Source organism: Williamsia sp. Leaf354, from assembly GCF_001424365.1.
Taxonomy (GTDB): Bacteria; Actinomycetota; Actinomycetes; order Mycobacteriales; family Mycobacteriaceae; genus Williamsia_A.
Genome location: NZ_LMPL01000005.1, coordinates 205795 through 227537 on the forward strand (window position 1 = coordinate 205795; position 21743 = coordinate 227537).

The 21743-nt window shown below is 71.3% G+C and carries 1 protein-coding gene (running past one end of the window); it reads right to left on the reverse strand.

Features of this window, described 5'->3' with window-relative positions; translation table 11 throughout:
• Window positions 1-21743, reverse strand: the 3' portion of a protein-coding gene (locus tag ASG12_RS17790; protein ID WP_082502131.1) for a non-ribosomal peptide synthetase. It continues 12352 nt past the right edge of the window; 21743 of the gene's 34095 nt are visible here — the last part of the coding sequence; its start codon lies off the right edge, out of view; the stop codon is at window positions 1-3.

A 21743-nucleotide genomic window follows, 5' to 3' on the forward strand; every position in this document is an offset into this window, starting at 1 on the left:
TCAGCTCCGGTCGGCGTCGGGTCGGTCGCCCGCGGCGCGATCGGCGATGGCGCGCAGGGCCAGCATCCAGTGCTCGAACAGCTCGTCGAGGTCGCCGCGGTCGATGGCGTCGTCGAGGTAGGTCACCAACGCCCGCACGATCGGACCGTCGGAGGTGACGGTCGACAGCGACTGGATGTCGATCTCGGCCTGCGCGGGCATGCGGTTGCCGCGGGCCAGGGCCTCGGGATCGTGCACGTCGAGCAGTTCCGGCCCGCGCATGTCGGGGAACCACGGCACCTCGTCGACGTCTGCTGTGACGCCAGATCCGGGGACATCGGATCCGGGAATCGCGCCGATGTAGTTGAAGACGATCTGCGAATCGGCGAACCCACCGAGTCGCTCGCGACCCTCGGGATCGAGGTGGCGCAGCATGCCGTACCCGATGCCGCGGTCGGGATGCGCGGTCATCGCGGCGCGGGTGCGTGCGACGACCTCGTCGGCGACCTCGGGGCGATCGAAGATCTCCGGCAGGGCCAGCCCGTCGAGGTCGACACGCGTGGGGAACATCGACGTGAACCAGCCGACGGTCCGCGACAGGTCGGCGCCGTCGACGACGGCCTCCTCCCGGCCGTGGCCCTCGAGGGTCAGCAGCGTCGAGGTGACGTCGTATCCGCGGTCACGACGCCAGCCGACGACCGCGGTGGCGAGACCCGCGACGAGCAGGTCGGCCATCGTGGTGCCCTCCTGACCCGGTTTCCCCTGTGCTGCCGGGAGACTCGCGGCCAGCGGGCCCACGATCTCGGCGGGCAACACCAGCTCGGCGCGAGCGAGGCGGTCGACGCGGTCGGTCGTGAGGTCGAGGCGCCGGGTGCCCAACGCCGGGTCGGGTCCGTCGAGAACGGAGACCCAGTGGTCGAGTTCGGTGCGCCGCCCGGCGGCCGCGGCCTGCTGGCCCGCGCTCCACGCGATCCAGCTCGTACCCGCGTCGGGGAGATCGACGGTGTGACCCGCCGACACCTGGCTGCCCGCGACGGCGATGTCGGACTGCAGGATCCGCCACGACACCGCGTCGACGACGAGGTGGTGGGCGACCACGGCCAGACGTCCCGTCTGCCCCTCCGACGCGGGGGCCAGCCACACGAGCCGGAGCATCGCACCGGCCTCGGGATCGAGCTCGTCGATCGCGTCGGCCACGGCGGTGCGCAACCGCGCGGTATGGGCGTCACTGCCCGGCCCCTCACCGGCGGCCAGGTCGATCCGGGTGAGCGCGTCCGACAGGTCGACGGTGCCCGGGGCGCCGATCTCCAGTGTCCGCGATGCGATGTCGAGCCGTGAGCGCATCACGTCGTGTCGGTCGACGACGGCGGTCATCGCCGCGACGATCTGCTCGGAGGTCACCTCGGCGGGAACGGTGAACACCATCGGCATCACGAAGCGGCTGATGTCACCGCCGCGCTCGAGGAGCTTCTCGATGACCGGCGTCAACGGCGCCGAACCGGCATGCGCGTCAGCACGATCGGTAGCCGTGCCCGATCCGTGCGTGGACGCGACGGCTGCGAGCGCGGAGATGGTGCGCTTCTCGAGCACGTCGCGTGCGGTGAAGCGGATCCCGGCCGACCGCGCCCGGGTGACCAGCTGCATCGCACCGATGCTGTCGCCACCGATGTCGAAGAACGAATCGTCGGCCCCGACGTCGGTGCCCAGCAGATCGGCGACGATCCCGCACAGGATCGCCTCGGACTCGGTGGCCGGTGCCCGCCGTTGCGCGTGCTCGATCTGCGGCAGCGGCAGTTCACGGCGCGCGATCTTGCCCGAGCGGCCGCGCGGGAACTCGTCGAGCACGACGATCACGTCGGGAACCATGTACGGCGGCAGCACCCGACCGGCGTGGTCGCGGACACCGACCGCGTCGACCTCGGCGTCGCCGTGACCGATCACGTACCCGATGAGTCGGGTACGCCCCTCGGTCTCGTGGGCGATGACGGCCGATTGCGCGACCGAATCGTGCTGCGCGAGAACGGTCTCGATCTCCTCGAGCTCGATGCGCAACCCGCGGACCTTCACCTGGAAGTCGACGCGTCCGACGTAGTCGAGCGTCCCGTCGGGCAGTCGGCGGACGAGATCGCCGGTCCGGTACATCTGTGCGCCGGCCGGCCCGAACACGCTGGGCACGAACCGTTCCGCGGTGAGGTCGGCGCGTCCGAGGTACCCACGGGCCAACTGGTCACCGGAGAGGTACAGCTCACCGACGGCGCCGAGCACACACGGGCGCAGCCACCGGTCGAGGACCCAGCCGCGGGTGTTCCACACCGGCCGGCCGATCGGCACCACGTCGGTGGCCCCCGCCGTCGCGACACTCGCCGTCGTGGCACCGGCGGCCGCGACGACCACCGCCGACGTCGCGTCGACGGTGACCTCGGTGGGCCCGTAGAGGTTGACCACCTGGGCACCCGACGTCGATGCCACCTGCTGGGCCAGCGAGATCGGCAGGGCCTCACCGCCGGAGAAGACCGTGCGCAGCGAGTCGAGGGAGTCGGGTCCCGCGGATTCGGCGAACACCGCGAGCACCGACGGGACGAACTGCACCACGGTGACGGCGTGGGCCTCGACGAGCGCGACGAGTTCGGTGGCGTCGGTGTGCGCGCGCGGACCGGCGATGACCGTGCGTGCACCGGCCAGTGCCGGCGCGAACATCTCCCACACCGAGGCGTCGAAGGTGAACGGCGTCTTGAGGAGGACGACGTCGTCGCGGCCGAGTCGGTATTCCTCGGCGATCCACCGCACCTGGTTGGCCAGGGCGCGCTGGGTGATCGCGACCCCCTTGGGGCGACCGGTCGATCCCGAGGTGAACAGCACGTAGGCCAGCGATGCGGCGCGGACGCGACCCCGCATCTCGGTCGGTTGGATCGGCGCGTCGGAGATGTGGCGCAGACCCGGTGCCGCGAGGTCGAGACACGCGATCGGCGCCACGAGTGTGCGGATGGCGGCGAGGCGACCGGCGTCGGTGACGACGCAGCGCACACCGGCCTCGGCCACCAGCGTGGTCATGCGGTCGGCGGGGGCGTCGACGTCGATGGGCAGGTACGCCGCGCCGGCCTTGCCGACGCCGTAGACGGTGGCGACCTGCTCCAGCGACCGCGGCATCGCGACGGCGACGAGGTCGTCGGGGCCGACGCCGTAGGCGATCAGCACGCGGGCACGGCGGTTGGCCATGGCGTCGAACTCGGCGAAGGTCACCGTCCGGGCGCCGTCGGTGAACGCGACGTCGTCGGGCGTCTCGCGGACGCGGCGGGCGAACATCTCGGTCACCGTCGCGTCGCCGACCGTGACGGAGGTGTCGTTCCACGACTCGAGTTGTCCGGCGACCTCGTCGGCATCGAGCAGGTGGAGGTCGCGCACCGGTGTCGCACCGGCGCGGGCGAAGGCGCGCAGCACCCGGAGCACGCGCTGTCCGAGGTCGTCGGCGCGGTCGTGGCCGATGAGGGCCGGGACGTATTTCAGGGAGATCGACAGGTGCGGATCCGACTGCGCGAGAACGGTCATCGGGTAGTGCGAGGCGTCGTTGATCTGGGCACCGTCGACCGACATGCCGTCGATCTGCGAGCCGCTCTCCAGCGCCTCGCGGTCCACCGGGTACGACTCGAACACCACGAGGGTGTCGAACAGGGCGGGCACCCCGAGGTCGCGCTGGATGGTGGGGAGACCGATGTGGTGGGCCTCGAGGAGTCCGGCCTGCTCGGACTGCACGCGCTCGAGGAGCCCGATCACCGTCTCGCGCTGGTCGAGACGGACACGTGCCGGGATGGTGTTGATGAACAGACCGAGCATCCCGGAGATGCCTGGCAGCTCGGGCGGTCGACCTGAGACGGTGACACCGAACACGACGTCGTCGGCGCCGGTGGATCGGGCCAACACGAGCCCCCACGCGGTCTGCACCATCGTGTTCATGGTGAGCCCGCGTTCGCGGGACAGCTCGGCGAGGCCGGCCGCGGTCTCGGGGTCGATGGCGAGCGCGTACTCCACCGGCACGATGTCGTCGGGCCGCATCTGCGCGGGGTCGGCAGGGCGTTCGACGAGCAGGGTCGGGCTCTCGAGGTCGGCCAGGGCGTGGCGCCACGAGGTCATCGCGGCCTCGGGGTCGCGACGCGACAACCATCGCAGGAAGTCGCGGTAGTCGTTGTCGGCCACCGGCAGATGGTCGACTCCGCCCATCGCGTAGAGCGCGAACAGCTGCTGCAGCAGGATCGGACCCGACCAGCCGTCGAGCAGGATGTGGTGGTTGGTCATCGACAGCCGCGCCACCGGGATCCCGTCGTCGCCGGCCGGCACGTGCAGCATGAGGAACCGCATCAGCGGCGGCGCCGACATGTCGAACCGGTCGAGTCGGTGGGCGCGGAGGAGTCGGTCGACCTCGGCGTCGGCATCGCGGTGCGCGGTGAGATCGACGACGCGCCAGGGCACCTCGACCGCGTCCGCGATCGCGGTCACCGGGGTGCCGTCGCCGGCGGTGTGGAAGGCGCTGCGCAACACCGGGTTGTGGGCGACGAGGGCGGTGACCGCCGCACGCATCCGGTCGTCGTCGACCGGGCCACGCAGTTCCAACACGACCTGCGCGGTGTAGATGTCGACGGCATCGTCGCCGGCGAGTTGGGAGTGGTAGAGCAGACCGGCCTGCAGTGGGGCGAGCGGCCAGATGTCCTCGACACCGCCGTGCGCGGCCTCGATGACGTCGATGTCGTTCTGCGACACCGGTACCAACGGGACGTCGGACGGGGTCAGTCCCCCGGCGTCGGCGCTGGTGCCATGCGCCGCGAGACCCGCGGCCGCGCGCTGCCACTCGTGCGCCAGCGCCACGACGTCGTCGTGGTCGAGGAGGTCGCCGGCGTAGGCGAACGAGGCCGACAACCGTGGGCCGTCGGGGGTCTCGTCGGTGACGGCGTTGATCGTCAGCACCGCCGGGACCACCATGGCGTCGTCCATCGCACCGCCGAGGGGTCCACCGTCGTCGGCGGCCTGCCACCCGAAGTCGGCGTCGTCGGCCGCGGCATCGGTGGTCCCGGATTCGTTGCGGCCCAGATAGTTGAACGCGATCTGCGGTTCGGGGCGGGTGCGCAGGACATCGGCCTCGGGGCCGCCGAACGCGGTGAGCAATCCGAACCCGATGCCGTTGTCCGGGACCGATGCCAGTTGCTCCTTGACGGCCTTGAAGGCCGTGCCCGCGGCGGGGCCGCCGGCGAGGGCGTCGTCGACGTCGATGCCGTCGAGATCGATCCGCACCGGGTACTTCGAGGTGAACCACCCGACGGTTCGGTACAGGTCGGCGCGTGCGCCGTCGGCCGCGTCGGCGACGACGTCCTCCTCACGCCCGTGGCCCTCGAGCTCGACCACCAGAGACGAGGTGTCGGTGCCGCGCGTCTGTCGCCACCGCCGCACGGCCAACGCCAGCGCGGTGAGCAGTGCGTCGTCGGTGCCGGCCCGGTACGTCGCGCTCACGCCGCTGAGCAGCGACTGCGTGACGTCGACGTCGAACGCGACCTCCACTCGACGCAGAGTCGCAGCGACGTCGCGTGCGGGATCCATGGGCCGGTCGCCGAGATCGGGATCGTCGGCGCCCACCACCGCGGTCCAGTGGACCAGCTCGTCGTGACGGGAGCGCACGGCGTCGGGCAGGGCGTGGGCCCAGGTCCGCAACGACGTCCCGATCGGGCGGACGGCGTCCGATGGCGTACCGTCCGGTCCCGTCAGTCCCCACGCCACAGCGAGGTCGGGCAGCAGGATCCGCCACGAGACACCGTCGACGACGAGGTGGTGGATCACGACGTAGAGACGTCCGCGCGCACCCGCGCCTAGTTCGGCGGCGGGGTCGAACCAGACGACGGAAATCATCCGGCCGGCCGCCGGGTCGAGGCGATCGATCGCCTCGGCCGCCGCGGCCTGCACCGTCGCGGTGAACGCGTCGGAGCCGGGCAGGTCGTCCACCACGACACGGGTGAGCACGTCACGCGCGACAACCGCACCCGCAGGCGGGATCTCGAGACGCCCCGCAAGCGCGGCATCGTCCCCGTCGAGGACCAGACGGGCCCGCAGCGCGTCGTGGCGCTCGAGAACCGCGTCGAGCGCCGCGACGAGTCGGTCGTGACCGGGATCGGCGGGCAGGGTCAGGAACGTCGCCTGGGAGAAGGTGCGGTACTCCCCGCGGGTGTCGACGAGCCACCGCATGATCGGCGTCAACGGCATCGATCCGACGCCGCCACCGTCGAGTTCGGGCAGCACCGCGTCGGCGGCCCCGCCCTCGGTGTCGACGATCGGCGCGAGTTCGGCGACCGTACGGCGGTCGAACACGTCGCGCGGGGCGAAGGTGAGGCCGGCGTCGCGAGCCCGCGACACCAGTCCGATGGCCATGATCGAGTCGCCGCCGAGCGCGAAGAAGGAGTCGTCGACCCCGACCTCGGGCACCCCGAGCGTCTCGGCGAACAGCGCACACAGACGTTCCTCGATCTCCGAGACCGGCGCCCGGGAGGGACGGTCGGCCGCGACGAACGTCGGCGCGGGCAACGCCTTGCGGTCGAACTTGCCCGCCGGGGTCAGCGGCACGGTGTCGAGGACGACGATCGCCGTCGGCACCATGTGCGACGGGAGACGCTGCGCGATCCGCGCGGTGAGGTCGGCGGTGTCGACCTCACGCCCGTCGTGACCGTGGACGTAGGACACGAGCATCGTCTGACCCGACACCGGGTGCGGCACACCGAGCGTCGTGGTGAACCCGATGTCGGGCTGGCGACCGATGACGGCGTCGATCTCACCGAGTTCGATGCGGAATCCGCGCACCTTGACCTGGAAGTCGTTGCGTCCGTTGAATTCCAACTCCCAGCGTCCGTCGGCGCCGATGCGCCAGCGGACGAGGTCGCCGGTGCGGTACATCCGCGAGCCGGGCGGACCGAACGGGTCGGCGACGAACGCCGTCGAGGTCTGCGCGGTCCGGGTGAGGTACCCCAGGGCCACGGCGGGACCCGACACGTACAGCTCGCCGGGGACGCCGGGCGGCACCAACTGCAGGCGCTCGTCGAGCACGGTGGCCCGCACGCCACTGATGGGCCCGCCGATGGTCAGCGGCAGCGCCGGGTCCATCGCGGCGCTGCGGGTCGACCAGATCGTCGCCTCCGACGGGCCGTACAGGTTGTACATCGAGCGGCCGACGGCCCAGCGCCGCACCAGGTCCGGCGGGCAGGCGTCGCCGCCGACGCAGATGACCCGCAGCGCGTCGACGCCGTCGGTGGGCACGGTGGCCAGCGCCGCCGGTGTGACGAACGCGTGGGTGACGTGACGGTCGATGAGCAGTCGGGCCAGTTCGTCACCGCCGAACATGTCGGCGGGGGCGATCACCTGGGTCGACGCCGCGGCCACCGCCAGCAGCATCTCGAGAACCGACGCGTCGAAGCTCGGCGAGGCGAAGTGCAGCACCGTCGAGTCCGGACCGAGGTCGAAGGTGTTCGTCATCTCCGCCACGACGTCGGCCAGCCCGCGATGGGGCACCGCGACACCCTTCGGGCGACCGGTGGACCCGGAGGTGAAGATGACGTACGCGGTCGCGTCCAGATGCGCGACGGGCACCGGCGGACGCTGTGCGGCAAGGGTGTCGGTGTCGACTCCGTCAGCGCCACCGATGTCGACTCCGTCGAGCGCGAGCCACTGCGCGGCGTCGGGCAGGCGGTCCCGCAACGCGTCGACCGTGAGGCCGATCCGGATGGCCGCGTCGTCGACCATGAAGCCGATGCGGTCGGCCGGATAGTTCGGGTCGATGGGCACCACGGCACCACCGGCCCGCACGATCGACCAGAACCCGACGACCGACTCGATCGACCGTCCGATCGCCAACCCCACCGGCGAGCCCGTGCGAACTCCCCGATCGTGGAGCACGGCAGCCAGATCGGTGATGTGACGGTCGAGTTCGCGATAGGTGAGCATCCGACCGCCGGCGACGACGGCGGTGCCGTCGGGGTTGGCGGCGATCGCTTCGTCGAGGATCTCACCGAACGTGCGCGACGTCGCCGCGGGAGTCCCCGTCATCGACGACAGCTGCGCGGTCCGCGCCGGCGACAGCAGGGCGATGTCGCCCACCGGCACGGTCGGGTCGCTCACCGCGGCCCGCAGGACCGCGACGAACCGCTCCGCCATCGCCTCGATGGTCTCGCGTTCGAACAGCGCTGTGGCGTAGGTGAACACCGCATCCAGCCCGCCGGGGGCGTCAGCGGTCGGCGCGACCGTCAGCTGCAGGTCGAATTTGGTCGTCGTGATGTCGGTGTCGAGTCCCGACACGGTGAGCCCGGGCAGCTCGAACTCGGCGTCGCTCGCGGTGTTGCCGAAGGCCAGGACCACCTGGAACAGCGGCGAATACGCCGTGGTGCGTTCGGGTGCGAGCTTCTCCACCAGTCGCTCGAAGGGGATCTCGGTGTGGGTGAACGCCGCGATGTCGGTGCTACGGATCCGGTCGAGCAGATCCCCGAATCCCTCGGCCGGGTCGATCTCGCTGCGCAGCACCAACGTGTTGACGAACATGCCGACGAGGTCGTCGAGATCGGCGTCGCCCCGACCGGCGATCGCGGTGCCGATGGCGACGTCGTCGGTGGTGCCCGATCGCGCGAGCAGCACCGCCAATGCGGCGTGCACCACCATGAACAGCGTCGCACCGTGCGCTCCGGCCAACCGCGTCAGACCGGCGTGGGTCTCCGGGTCGACGGAGAACTCGACGTTCGCGCCGGCGGTGGAGGCGACCGCGGGCCGCGGGTGGTCGGTCGGCAGGTCGATCACGTCGGGCAGACCGTCGAGATGCGTGGTCCAGTAGTCGATCTGGCGCGAGGCGAGGGATTCGGGATCGTCCTCCGAACCGAGCAGCTCGCGCTGCCACAGCGCGTAGTCGGCGTACTGGACGGGCAGCGGAGGCCACCCGGGCGCCTCGCCGCCGCGACGCGCGCTGTAGGCGGTCATCACGTCGCGCGCCAGCGGCGTGACCGATGACCCGTCGCCGCTGATGTGGTGCACGACGACCACGAGGACGTGTTCCTCGCGACGGGGGACGTCGGCGTCGTCGACGGAGGCGGCATCCGCGCCGGGGCCGGAGCCGACCGACAGCAACGCCATCCGCAGCGGCACCTGGGCGGCGACGTCGAAACCGGTCGACACGAGACGGATCAGCTCGGCGTGCAGCGCGTCGTGGTCGGCGACCGCCCCCACCGACAGCAGGGCCCGGGCGGCCGCGTCGTCGTGGTCGGCGATCGACTGGCGCGGGGCGCGATCGTTGCCACCGATCTGCGCGTCGGCCGGGTAGTGCGTGCGCAGGATCTCGTGTCGGGCCACGACATCGGCCACCGCGGCCCGCAGCGCGTCGACGTCGAGATCGCCGACGAGCCGGATGATCGACGGGATGTTGTAGGCCGGCGACGACGTGTCGAACTGGTTGATGAACCACATCCGACTCTGCGCCGGCGACAACGGGATCTGCGTCGGCCGCGGGCCGGCGACGAGGCGCGGACGGTTCGACGAGGCGCTGCGTTCGGCGGCAGCGGCGACCCCGGCGACGGTCGGGTCGGTGAACAGGTCGCGCACCGTGAGGTCGGTTCCCAGCGCCGCGTTGATGCGTGCGATCGCCCGCGTCGCCGACAGCGAGTTGCCGCCGATGGCGAAGAAGCTGTCGTGGGCACCCACGGTCTCGACGCCGGTGAGGTCGGCGTAGAGACCGGCGACGATCTCCTCGACAGGCCCGCTCGGCGGCGTGTGGTCGGCGCCCCCACGGAGCTCCGGCTCGGGCAGTGCACGGCGGTCGAGCTTGCCGTTGATGTTGAGCGGCAACGACTCCAGGACCATCGTGACGGTCGGGACCATGTACGACGGCAGGTCGGCGGCGGCGGCGTCGAGGACGGCGCGCTCGTCGATGCTCGCCCCGGGTGCGGGCACGAGGTAGGCGACGAGGTGTTCGCCCGAACGTGCGTCGCGGTGCACGGTGACGACGGCGCTGCGCACCGACGGCGCGGTGCCGAGCACCCGTTCGATCTCCTCGAGCTCGATACGCAATCCACGGACCTTGACCTGGAAGTCGCTGCGTCCCATGTAGACCAGGGTCGGGACGGTGTCGTCGCCGACGCGCGCCCATCGCACGAGGTCACCGGTGCGGTACATGCGTGTGCCCGCCGGTCCGAACGGATCGGCGACGAAGCGGTCGGCCGACAGGTCCGGGCGGGCGAGGTATCCGCGGGCCAGCTGATCGCCCGCGAGGTACAGCTCACCGGTCACGCCGTCGGGGACCGGGTGCAGGCGGTCGTCGAGGACGTGCACGCGGGTGTTCCACTCGGGTCGACCGATTCCCACGACGGACTCGACGTGTGCGGGCACCGGTTGGTGGGTGACGCTGACCGCCGCCTCGGTCGGGCCGTAGAGGTTGTGCACGTGCGCCGACGACACCGCGCGGAGCCGGTAGACGACATCGGCGGTCAACGCCTCACCGATACAGAGGATCTGGCGCAGTCCGGCGACCTGTTCGGGCCGCACGTCGGCGAGGAACGCCGCGAGCAGCGACGGCACGAAGGTCGTCACGGTGACGCGGCGCCGCTCAATGAGGTCGGCGAGGACGGCGGGATCGCGGTGCGCGGTCGGCCCGGCCACCACCAGGCGGACACCCGCGGTGACGGCCCACCAGAACTCCCAGACCGACAGGTCGAAGGTGGCCTGGGTACGCAGGAGCAGCGCGTCGTCGGAGGCGAGCCGGAACTCCACCGACAGCCAGTTGAGCTGGTTGACGATCGCCGAGTGGGGCACGGCCACGCCCTTGGGCCGCCCGGTGGAGCCCGACGTGTAGATCACGTACGCGGTGTTCCACGGCCGCAGCGTCTGCAGTCGCTCGGAGTCGTCGACCTCGGTCGCGGCGTAGGCCCCGAGATCGACCTCGGCGAGGTCGATGACGTCGACGTGCCCTGCGACCACCTCGGGGGTGCCGTCGGAGACCAGCACCACCGACGGAGCGGCGTGGTCGAGGATGTACGCCACGCGGTCGGCGGGGTGGTCGGGATCGATGGGCAGGTATGCGCCACCGGCCACGGTGACGGCGTACATCGCGACGACCAGGTCGATCGACCGGTGCATGGCCAGTCCGACGACGACCTCGGGACCGACCCCGTGATCGATGAGCGCACGGGCGAGGCGGTTGACGCGGGCGGCGAGCGCGGCGTGGTCGAGCGACCCGTTCTCGGAGTCCAGCGCGACGCGCGTCGGGTAGGCGGCGAACGAGGACGCGAGGATGTCGGCGAGGGTGGTGGGCGCCAACACGACCGCGGTGTTGTTGCGGCCGTGCACGACATCCTCGATCTCGGTCGGCGACATCAGCGGCAGATCGCCGACCGGGGTGCTCGGCGCGGCGAGGAGCGAGTCGAGCAGGGTCGTGAACCGTTGTGCCACGGCGACCACGGTGTCGCGGTCGAAGAGATCGTCGGCGTAGGTGAACACCGCCTCGACCTCGGCCGGGGCGCCGTGCTCGTCGAACTCCGGCGACAGGATCAGGTGCAGGTCGAACTGCGCCACGCCGTCGGGCAGTTCGACGGGTTCGATGCGCAGGCCGGCGAGGTCGAGGGCGGCGCGGTCGATGTTCTGGAACGACAGGCCCACCTGGAAGATCGGGTGGCGCGCGGTGGACCGCGCCGGGTTGATGACCTCCACGAGCCGCTCGAACGGGACGTCGGAGTGGCTGAACGCCTCGGCGTCGCGATCGCGGGTCGTCGCGAGAAGGCCGTCGAACGGCGCGGCGGGATCGACGTCGACCCGGAGCGCGAGGGTGTTGACGAACATGCCGATGACGCCGTCGAGTTCGCGTTCGGTGCGCCCGGCCATCGGTGTGCCGACGATGATGTCGCGACTGCGCGAGAGCCGTCCGAGCAGCACCGCGAACGCGGTGTGGAACGCCATGAACGTGCTCGCGTTGTGGGTGCGGGCGAGGTCGGCCATGCGACGGTGGACGTCGGCGGGGACGGTGAACGCGTGCTGGCTGCCGCGCAGCGACTGCACGGGCGGGCGCGGTCGGTCGACGGGCAGCTCGAGCTGATCGGGCAGCGCCGCGAGAGTCGTCTTCCAGAAGGCGATCTGGGCGCTGAGCAGGCTGGTCGGGTCGTCCTCGTCCCCGAGGAGCTCGCGCTGCCAGATGGCGAAGTCGGCGTACTGCACCGGGAGTCGGTGCCACGCCGGTTCGGTCGCCTCGACGCGCGCGGCGTAGGCCAGGGCCAGGTCGGTCACGAACGGCACCATCGACTCGCCGTCGGCGACCACGTGGTGCACGGCCATCGCCAGCACGTGCTGGTCGGCGGCGACGCGGAGCACGGTGATCCGCACGGGAACCGAGTCGGTGACGGTGAATCCGGCCGACAGGAACGCCCGCAGGCTCTCCGGCACGTCGGCGACGGCCACGTCGATGACCGACACCTCCGGCGTCGCCTGGTCGACGGGCAGGATCACCTGGTGTGGACCGGCCGCGGAGTCGGGGTACACCGTCCGCAGCGACTCGTGCCGTGCGATGACGTCGCCGATCGCCGCCCGCAGGGCATCGAGGTCGAGGGGGCCGCGCAGCGTGACCGCGGCCGGGATGTTGTAGGCCGCCGACTCGGGGTCGAACTGGTTGAGGAACCACATGCGGGTCTGCGCCAGCGACAACGGGATCCGGTCGGGACGGGGCCGCGCGACGAGCGGCGGGCGGGCACGACGACCGACCTCGCCGGCGGCGAGGCGCGCGGCGAGTCCGGCGACGGTGGGCGCGGCGAAGAGCTCACGGACCCCGATGGCGGTGTCGAGTGCGGCCGATGCGCGACCGACGACCTTCGTCGCGCTCAGCGAGTTCCCGCCGAGATCGAAGAAGCTGTCGTCGACACCCACGTTCTCGACGCCGAGGACCTCGGCGAACACCTCCGCCAGGGCCTGCTCGACCGCGGTCCGCGGCGCCCGGTACTCGCGTTCGACGACGACGAACTCCGGCGCGGGCAGCGCGCGTCGGTCGAGTTTGCCGATCGGGGTGAGCGGGATCTCGTCGAGCACCGTGATCACCGCGGGCACCATGTGCTGCGGCAGACGGGCCGCGACGGCCTCGCGCAGGGCGTCGGGATCCGGTGTCGCACCGGGTGATCCGAGGACGTAGGACGCCAGCGCCGTCTGACCGTCCGGTCCGGTGGCGCCGATCGTGACCGCGTACTCGACGTCGGCGGAGTCGGCGAGCGCGCGGTCGATCTCGCCGAGTTCGACGCGGAAACCGCGCACCTTCACCTGGAAGTCGCCGCGGCCCACGTACTCCAGCGAGTTGGCCGGCAGCGCGGGATCGATGCTGACCCGCACGAGGTCGCCGGTCCGGTACATCCGGGCCCCGGGGGCGCCGAAGGGATCGGCGACGAAACGTTCGGCGGTGACGCCGGGGCGCTCGTGGTAGGCGCGGGCCAGTCCGGGGCCGGCGAGGTAGAGGTCACCGACGATGCCCTTGGGCACCAGGCGCATGCGGGCGTCGAGGACGCGCACGCTCACCCCGCGCAGCGGTGACCCGATGGTCACCCGTTCCCCGGGGTGCAGGCCGGGGGTGATCGTGGTGATGACGGTGGTCTCGGTGGGGCCGTAGGCGTTGCGCAGGCGACCGGTCCACCGGGCGGCGAGTTCGGGCGGACACACGTCGCCACCGACGACGACGGAGGTGACCGTGTCGAGCCCGCTCGGGTCGACCGTCATCAATGCGGTGGGGGTCATGACGACGGTGGTGACCGATTCCGCGGCGATGAGTGTCGCGAGTTCGTCGCCGCCGAACACGTCCTGCGGCGCGACGACGAGCGTTGCGCCGGCGGAGAACGCCGCGAGCAGTTCGCCGACGGAGGTGTCGAAGCTCGGCGACGCGACGTGCAGCACCCGCGAACGCTCGGTGGTGTCGTAGTGCTCGCGGACGTCGGCGGCGAGGTTCGCGAGACCGGCATGGGTGACGACGACGGCCTTGGGTGTCCCCGTCGATCCCGAGGTGTAGATCAGGTAGGCGGCATGGTCGGGTCGCAGGACCGTGGTGCGCTCGACATCGGTGACCGGCGCGGGGTCCAGATCGGCCGTCGCCGAGGCGATCTCGTCGAGATCGGCCCAGGCGACGGTGTCGGGGAGATCGACGAGGTCGGTGGCGACGGTGACCCCGAACAGGGCGCGGGAGTCGGTGAGCATGCCCGCGATGCGCTCGGCGGGGTATTCGGGGTTGATCGGCAGGTAGGCCGCGCCGGTCTTGGCGATCGCGATCGTGCCCACCACCGACGACAGGCTGCGGCGCATCCCCAGCGCCACCACGGAATCGGGTCCCGCTCCGCGCGAGATCAGATCGCGGGCAACGCGATTGCACAGCTCGTCGAGCTCGCGGTGGGTCAACGACCGCCCGTCGAAGGTGATCGCGACGCGATCGGGGTCGATGCCCGTGCCACGGGTCAGCAGGTCGGGCAACAGCGCGTCGGCGACGGGTTCGCCGCCGGTGATGCCGAGCAGGTCGCGTCGTTCCGATGCGCCGAGGATGTCGATCGCGCCGATGGTGGTCGTCGTGTCGTCGGCGATCGCGGTGAGGATCCGCAGGAACCGGTCGGCGAAGGTCGCGACGGTCGACTGGTCGAACAGGTCGGTGGCGTAGGTGAACGTCGCCGGCGCCGCCTCGTCGGGCGGGGCGGTGTCGCCGACGGACAGTTGCAGGTCGAACTTGGCGACCTCGAACTCCGCCTCGACGACCTGCACGCGCAGATCGGGCAGCGTGAGGTCGGGGGCCTCGTTGTTGTCGAACGACAGCGCCACGGTGAACAGCGGGTGGTGCGCCGTGGAGCGGGGGACGTCGAGCACCTCGACGAGGCGCTCGAACGGGATGTCGGCGTGCGCCATCGCGTCGACGTCGGCGGCGCGCACCGCGGCGAGCAACTCGGTGGCGCCGGCCTCGGGATCGACCTCGGTGCGCAACACGACGGTGTTGACGAACATGCCCACGAGGTCGTCGAGGGCCTCCTCACCGCGACCGGCGACCGGGGTGCCGACCACGATGTCGCGCGACCCGGACAGCCGTTCGAGCAGGATCGCCAGCGCGGCGTGCAGGACCATGAACAGGCTGACGTCGTGGATACGGGCCACGGTCGCCAGGCGGGCCCGCAGCTCGGCGTCGATCTCGAACCGCACCATGTCGCCGCGCAGCGACTGCACCGCCGGACGTGGCCGGTCGGTCGGCAGGTCGAGCGACTCCCCCACCCCGGCCAGGGTGGTGCGCCAGTGCTCGATCTGGTGCGCCGCAACCGATGTCGGGTCGGATTCGTCACCGAGCAGATCGCGCTGCCACAGCGAGAAGTCGGCGTACTGCACCGGCAGCGGCGGTCGCGGTGCGACCGCGCCGGACCGTCGGGACTCGTACGCCACCACCAGATCCCGGAAGAGCGGGGCGAGCGACGACCCGTCGGCGCTGATGTGGTGGGCGACCACCATCAGCAGGTGCTCGTCGGCGGCGTCCACCGAGGACGCCTCGCCGCGCCCGATGGTCATCAGCACGATGCGTACGGGGAAACCGGTGGTGACATCGAACCCGGCGATCGCCATGCGGGTGACCTCGTCGGTGACCGACTCGGGGGCGACGGTGGTCTCGGAGAAGATCTGCGGCAACGCGGAATCGGTCGGGTGGATGACCTGACACGGGCCGTCGGCGGAGTCGGGATGGGTGGTGCGCAGCGACTCGTGCCGTTCGAGGACGTCGCCGACCGCCGCACGCAACGCGGCGAGATCGAGGGTTCCGGTCAGACGCAGGGGCAGCGGCAGGTTGTAGGCCGGTGACGAGGTGTCGAACTGGTTGATGAACCACATGCGGGCCTGTGCCGGCGACAGCGGGATGTGATCGGGGCGGGGGCGGGCGACGAGCGCCGGACGCGTGACATCGGAGTCGCGGCCGCCGATCGCGGCGGCGAGTTCGGCGACGGTCGGGTGATCGAAGACGTCGCGCACGCCGACCGACACACCGAGCGCGGCCTGCACCCGTGCCGCCACCCGGGTGGCGCCGAGCGAGGTGCCGCCGATGTCGAAGAACGAGTCGTTCGCCCCGACGCGGTCGCGGCGGGCGATGTCGGCGAACACCTGCGCCACGGCGCGCTGCGCGTCGGTGCTCGGCTCGACGTAGGCGACCTCGGTGGAGGCGAAGTCGGGTACCGGGAGCGCACGGCGGTCGAGTTTGCCGTTGGGGGTGAGCGGGAAGTGCGGCAGCACGATGATCGCCGCGGGCACCATGTACGCGGGCAGGCGTCTGCGCAGGGCCGCGGAGACCTCCGCCACGTCCGGCTGCGCTCCCCCGGATCCGACGACGTAGGCCACGAGTTGCTGGTCGCCGGCCGCGTCCACCACCACCGCGACGGCGTCGGAGATCTGCAGGTCGTCGAGGAGGGCCGCCTCGATCTCGGTCAGCTCGATACGGAGTCCGCGCAGCTTCACCTGGAAGTCGGTGCGGCCGATGTAATCGATCTCGCCGTCGGGACGTCGACGCACGAGATCGCCGGTGCGGTACATCCGTTCGCCGGTCGCCGAGGTGATGTCGGCGACGAAGCGGTCGGCGGTGAGGTCGGGGCGGCCGACGTAGGCGCGGGCCAGTTGCACACCGGTGATGTACAGCTCGCCGGCGACGCTGGGCGGGACCGGGCGCAGACGTTCGTCGAGGACGTGGACGCCGGTGTTGGCGACCGGACGGCCGATCGGGACGGTCTCGACGTCGGCCGCGGAGTAATGGTGGTAGGTGACGTCGACCGCCGCCTCGGTCGGTCCGTAGAGGTTGTCGACCGAGATCGAGGTGAGTGCGGCGAGCCGGGCCGCGACGGTCGGGGGCAGCGCCTCGCCACTGGCGAACACGCGGCGCAACGACGCGAGCCTGCGGTCACCACGCTCGCGGTCACCGAGAGCGGCGGTGAACGCCGACAGCATCGACGGCACGAAATGCGCCACGGTGACGTCGTTCTCGGCGATGATGCGGGCGACCTCGGCGGGATCGCGGTGGGCGTCGGGTGCGGCGATGACGAGTCGGGCGCCGACCTGCAGCGGCCAGAAGAACTCCCACACCGACACGTCGAAGGTAGCCGGCGTCTTCTGCAGGACGGCGTCGGTGGCGTCCATCGGGTACTCGGCCTGCATCCACCGCAGCCGGTTCACGATGGCGCGGTGGGTGATCGCGACGCCCTTGGGCCGCCCGGTGGACCCGCTGGTGTAGATCACGTATGCGGTGTTGTCGGCGTGCAACGGTCGGCGGCGGTCGGCATCGGTGACCACCGCGCCGGACACCCCGGACAGGTCGAGGGTGTCGACGGCGAGAACGGTCCGCCCGTCGACACCGTCGCCCATCATCTCCGCGACTCCGTCGGCGGTGGTGGTGAGCACCATCAGCGGGTCGGCGCTGTCGAGGATGTAGGCGATCCGGTCGGCGGGGTGGTCGAGATCGATCGGCACGTAGGCACCACCGGCATCGACGATCGCGTACATCCCCACCAGGAGGTCGATCGATCGTCGCATCGCCAGTGCCACATGGACGTCGGGGCCGACGCCGGCGTCGATGAGATGACGCGTCAGCCGGTGCACACGGTCGGCGAACTCGGCGTAGGTGAGTTCCTGCGGCGCGGACCCGACGGGCGCGAAACGCAGGGCGGGTGCATCGGGCGTACGGCCGACCTGTTCGACGAACAGGTCGACGAGGGTCAGGTTGTCCTCGGCCGGGGCCTGCCCCGACTCGGCGATGACCGCGGCGAGCATGCCGGAGAACCGCTGCGCGAAGGCGCCACCGGAGCCGTCGTCGAGCAGCCCGGGCAGCAGCGTCGACAGCGCCACGGTGACCGCGGCCTCGGGTCCGATCCCGACCGAGCCCAGCGTCGCCGCCATCTCGGCCGACTTCGCCTGCAGTGCCCCGTAGGTGACGTCGACACCGTTGTGCGACAGCGCGATCCCGTCGGGGTTGATGCGCGCGGCGGTCGCCAGCAGCTGGTCGAGGGAACGGGCATCGGTGTCGACGGGCCGGAGGTCGGTCGACACCGGCTCACCGGTGCTGGAATCCGCGAGCTGGTTGCGTTCGGTCTCGGTGAGGATGTCGATGTCACCGATGACGACGTTCTCGTCGTCGGCGACGGCGGCGAGGATGGTGAGGAACCGCTCGGCCATGGCCTCCACGGTCGCGTGGTCGAAGATGTCGACGGTGAAGTCGAGGACCGCGTCGATACCGCGGCCACGACCGTCGGCGCCGAAACTCTCCGAGATGGTCAGGCCGAGATCGGACTTGGCGACCCGGATCGGCAGGTCGAGCGCACTGACCTCGAGGCCGGGGAGGGTGACGGTCGGGACCTCGATGTTCTGCATCGTCAGTGTCGCCTGCACCAGCGGGGCGTACTTGCGCGACCGGGCGGGGGCGAGGACCTCCACCACCTGTTCGAACGGCAGGTCGGCGTTGCCGAACGCGGCGAGGTCGGACTGTCGTGACGCAGCGAGGGATTCGACGAAGGTCGCCGAGCTCGGCACCGTCGTGCGCAACACCAGCGTGTTGACGAACATGCCGACGAGTCCCTCGGTCGCCGAGGCGGTGCGACCGGCGATGGGTGTGCCGACGGCGACGTCGCCGGTGCCCGACATCCTCGACAGCAGGGCCGCGTACGCGGCGTGCAGGACCATGAACATGGTGGCATCGTGCTCGCGCGCGAGCTGCGAGAGCCGTTGCTGGAGTTCGGCACCGACGGTGAAGGTGACCTCGCCGCCCTCGATGGAACGGCGGTCGGTGCGGGGCCGATCGGTGGGGATCGCCAGCAGCTCCGGCAGGCCGGCGAGATGCTCGCGCCAGAACGCGATCTGCCTGCTCGCCGACGATTCCGGGTCGTTCTCGTCACCCATCACCGCGCGCTGCCAGATGGCGTAGTCGGCGTACTGCACCGACAGCGGGCGCAGGTGCGGACGGTCCCCGGCGGCCCGAGCGGTGTAGGCCGACATCAGATCGGTCGCCAGCGGCACCAGCGACGATCCGTCGGCGGCGATGTGGTGGATCACCAGGAGCAGCACGTGGTCGTCGTCGGACAGGCGGAACAGGCAGGCGCGCAACGGCGGTGCCGCGGTGACGTCGAACCCGGCCGAGGCGGTCGCGAGTGCCGCGGCGAGCAGGTCGTCCTCGCCGGCGACGTCGATGATCTCCAGGTCGGGGGTGTACTCGTCGACACCGAGGACCCGCTGGAACGGTTCGTCGTCGGAGTCGGGGTAGACCGTCCGCAGGATCTCCTGACGGGCCAGCAGATCGGCCAGCGCGGCGTGCAACGCGTCGAGGTCGAGCGTGCCGCGCAGCCGGAGTCCGAGGGGGATGTTGTAGTCGGCGACATCGGGGTTGAGGCGGTTGAGGAACCACATCCGCTGCTGCGCGAGCGACAGCGGGACCCGGTCGGGGCGGGGGCCCGCGGTGAGCGGGAGGGCGGTGATGCCGTCGGCGGTGTCCAGTGCGGCGACCGCGGCGGCGAGGTCGGCGACCGTCGACGACTCGAAGAGGACACGCACGCCCAGACGCACGTCGAGGTTCTCGTTGATGCGCGCGATGACACGGGTGGCGGCCAGCGAGTTGCCGCCGAGGTCGAAGAACGAGTCGTCGGCGCCGACGCGGTCGAGGTCGAGGACCTCGGCGAAGGCGTGGGCGATCGCGCGTTCCAGCGGCGTCTCGGGGTCACGGGCCGAGGTGGCGGCCGCGATGAACTCCGGCGTCGGGAGGACCCGTCGGTCGAGCTTCCCGGTCGGCGTCAGCGGGACCTCGTCGAGAACGGTCACCGCGCTGGGCACCATGTACTGCGGCAGGAACCGCGCGGCGTACGACGTCAGGTCGCTCGGTCCGACCGTCGAACCCGCCACGAGCGTCACGTAACTCGCCAGCGCCGTGCCACCGCCCGGTCCGTCGACGCCGAGCGTGGCGGCGAACTCGACCGCCGGGTGCGCGGCGAGGACGGAGTCGATCTCGCCGAGCTCGATGCGGAACCCGCGGACCTTCACCTGGTGATCCGACCGCGACAGATAGACGATCTCGAGCCCACGGTCGGCCGTGCGCACCCACCGCACGACGTCGCCGGTGCGGTACATCCGCTCACCCGGTTCGGCCGGGTTGGCCACGAATCGCTCGGCGGTGAGTCCGGGGCGGTCGTGGTAGGCGCGGGCGACTCCCGGTCCGCTGACGTAGAGCTCGCCCGGGACACCGACGGGCACCGGCTGCAACCGTGCGTCGAGCACCAGTGCGCTGACGCCGGTGATCGGACCGCCGATGGTGATCTGCTCGCCGGGGACCACCGGCGCGCTGATGTTGGTCATGATGGTGGCCTCGGTCGGACCGTAGCCGTTGTAGACGTTGCGGCCGGGTGCCCAGCGCGCGAACAACTCCGCAGGCACGGCCTCACCGCCGACGGCGATCTCGGTGAAGTCGGGCAACCCCTCGGGGTTCACCGACGCCAGCGCGGCCGGGGTGATGAAGGCGTGCGTGACGCGCTCGCGGGCCAACAGGTCGTGGAGTTCCTCGCCGCCGTAGACCGTGGTGGGGACGATGACCATCGTCGCCCCGACAGAGGTGGCCAGCAGCAGCTCGAGAACCGAGGCGTCGAAGCTCGGCGACGCGACGTGCAGGGTCCGCGAGGCGGGGGTGATGCGGTACCGGTCGGCGATCTCGGCGGCGTACGGCGCCATCCCCCGGTGGGTGAGCTCGGCGCCCTTGGGCTTCCCGGTGGTCCCCGAGGTGTAGATGATGTACGCGCAGTTCTCCGGCCGCGGGGTGCGCAGCAGTTCCTCGGGTCGGATCGGCGCATCGTCGTGCCGGTCGACGGCGGGGTCGTCGATGTCGATCGACGCGACACCGTCGGGGAGCACGAGGCCACCGTCGGCGGCCCTCGTGATCACCAGTCGCGCACCGGAATCGGTGAGCATGTGGGCGACGCGGTCGGCCGGGTAGTTCGGGTCGACGGGCACGAACGCGGCGCCGCTGCGCACCACACCCCACACGCCGAGCACCGAGGAGATGCTGCGCCCGATGGCCAGGGCCACCACGTCCTCGGTTCCGAGGCCACGATCGATGAGCTCGCGGGCGATCCGGTTGGAGCGCTCGTCGAGTTCGCGATAGGACATCGACTCCTCGCCGCACACCAGTGCCGTGGCGTCGGGGTCGACACGCGCGGCGTCGTCGAGGATCTCCGAGAGCAGGCGCAGCGGCGGTGCGGGCCGGCCGCGTACGGGGGTGACCTCCGCGCGCTCGACACCGGTCATGATCGGCATCTCCCCGACCGGTCGATCCGCGGCGTCGGCATCGACGAAGCCCGTGAGGATGGCGGTGAGACGCGCGCCCAACGTGGCGGCGGTGTCCGCGTCGAAGATGTCGGTCGCGTAGCCCACGAAGCCGGTGACCCCGGCGGGGGCGCCGTCGTCGGTGAACTGTTCGCCGAGATCGATCGTGAGGTCGAACTTGCTGTACTCGGTGTCGATCGAGCCCAGCGCCACCCCGAGGCCGTCGATGTCGAGAGTGGTTGCCGCGGCACCATTCACGCCGATCACGACCTGGAAGATCGGCGTGTGCGAGGCGGTCCGCGTCGGGGCGAGGGCATCGACGACACGCTCGAACGGGACGTCGCTGTGCCCGAACGCGTCGAGGTCGGTGTCACGCGCCGCGATCAACAGGTCGGCGACCGTCATCGCCGGGTCGACCTCGAGCCGTAGCGCCAGGGTGTTGACGAACATGC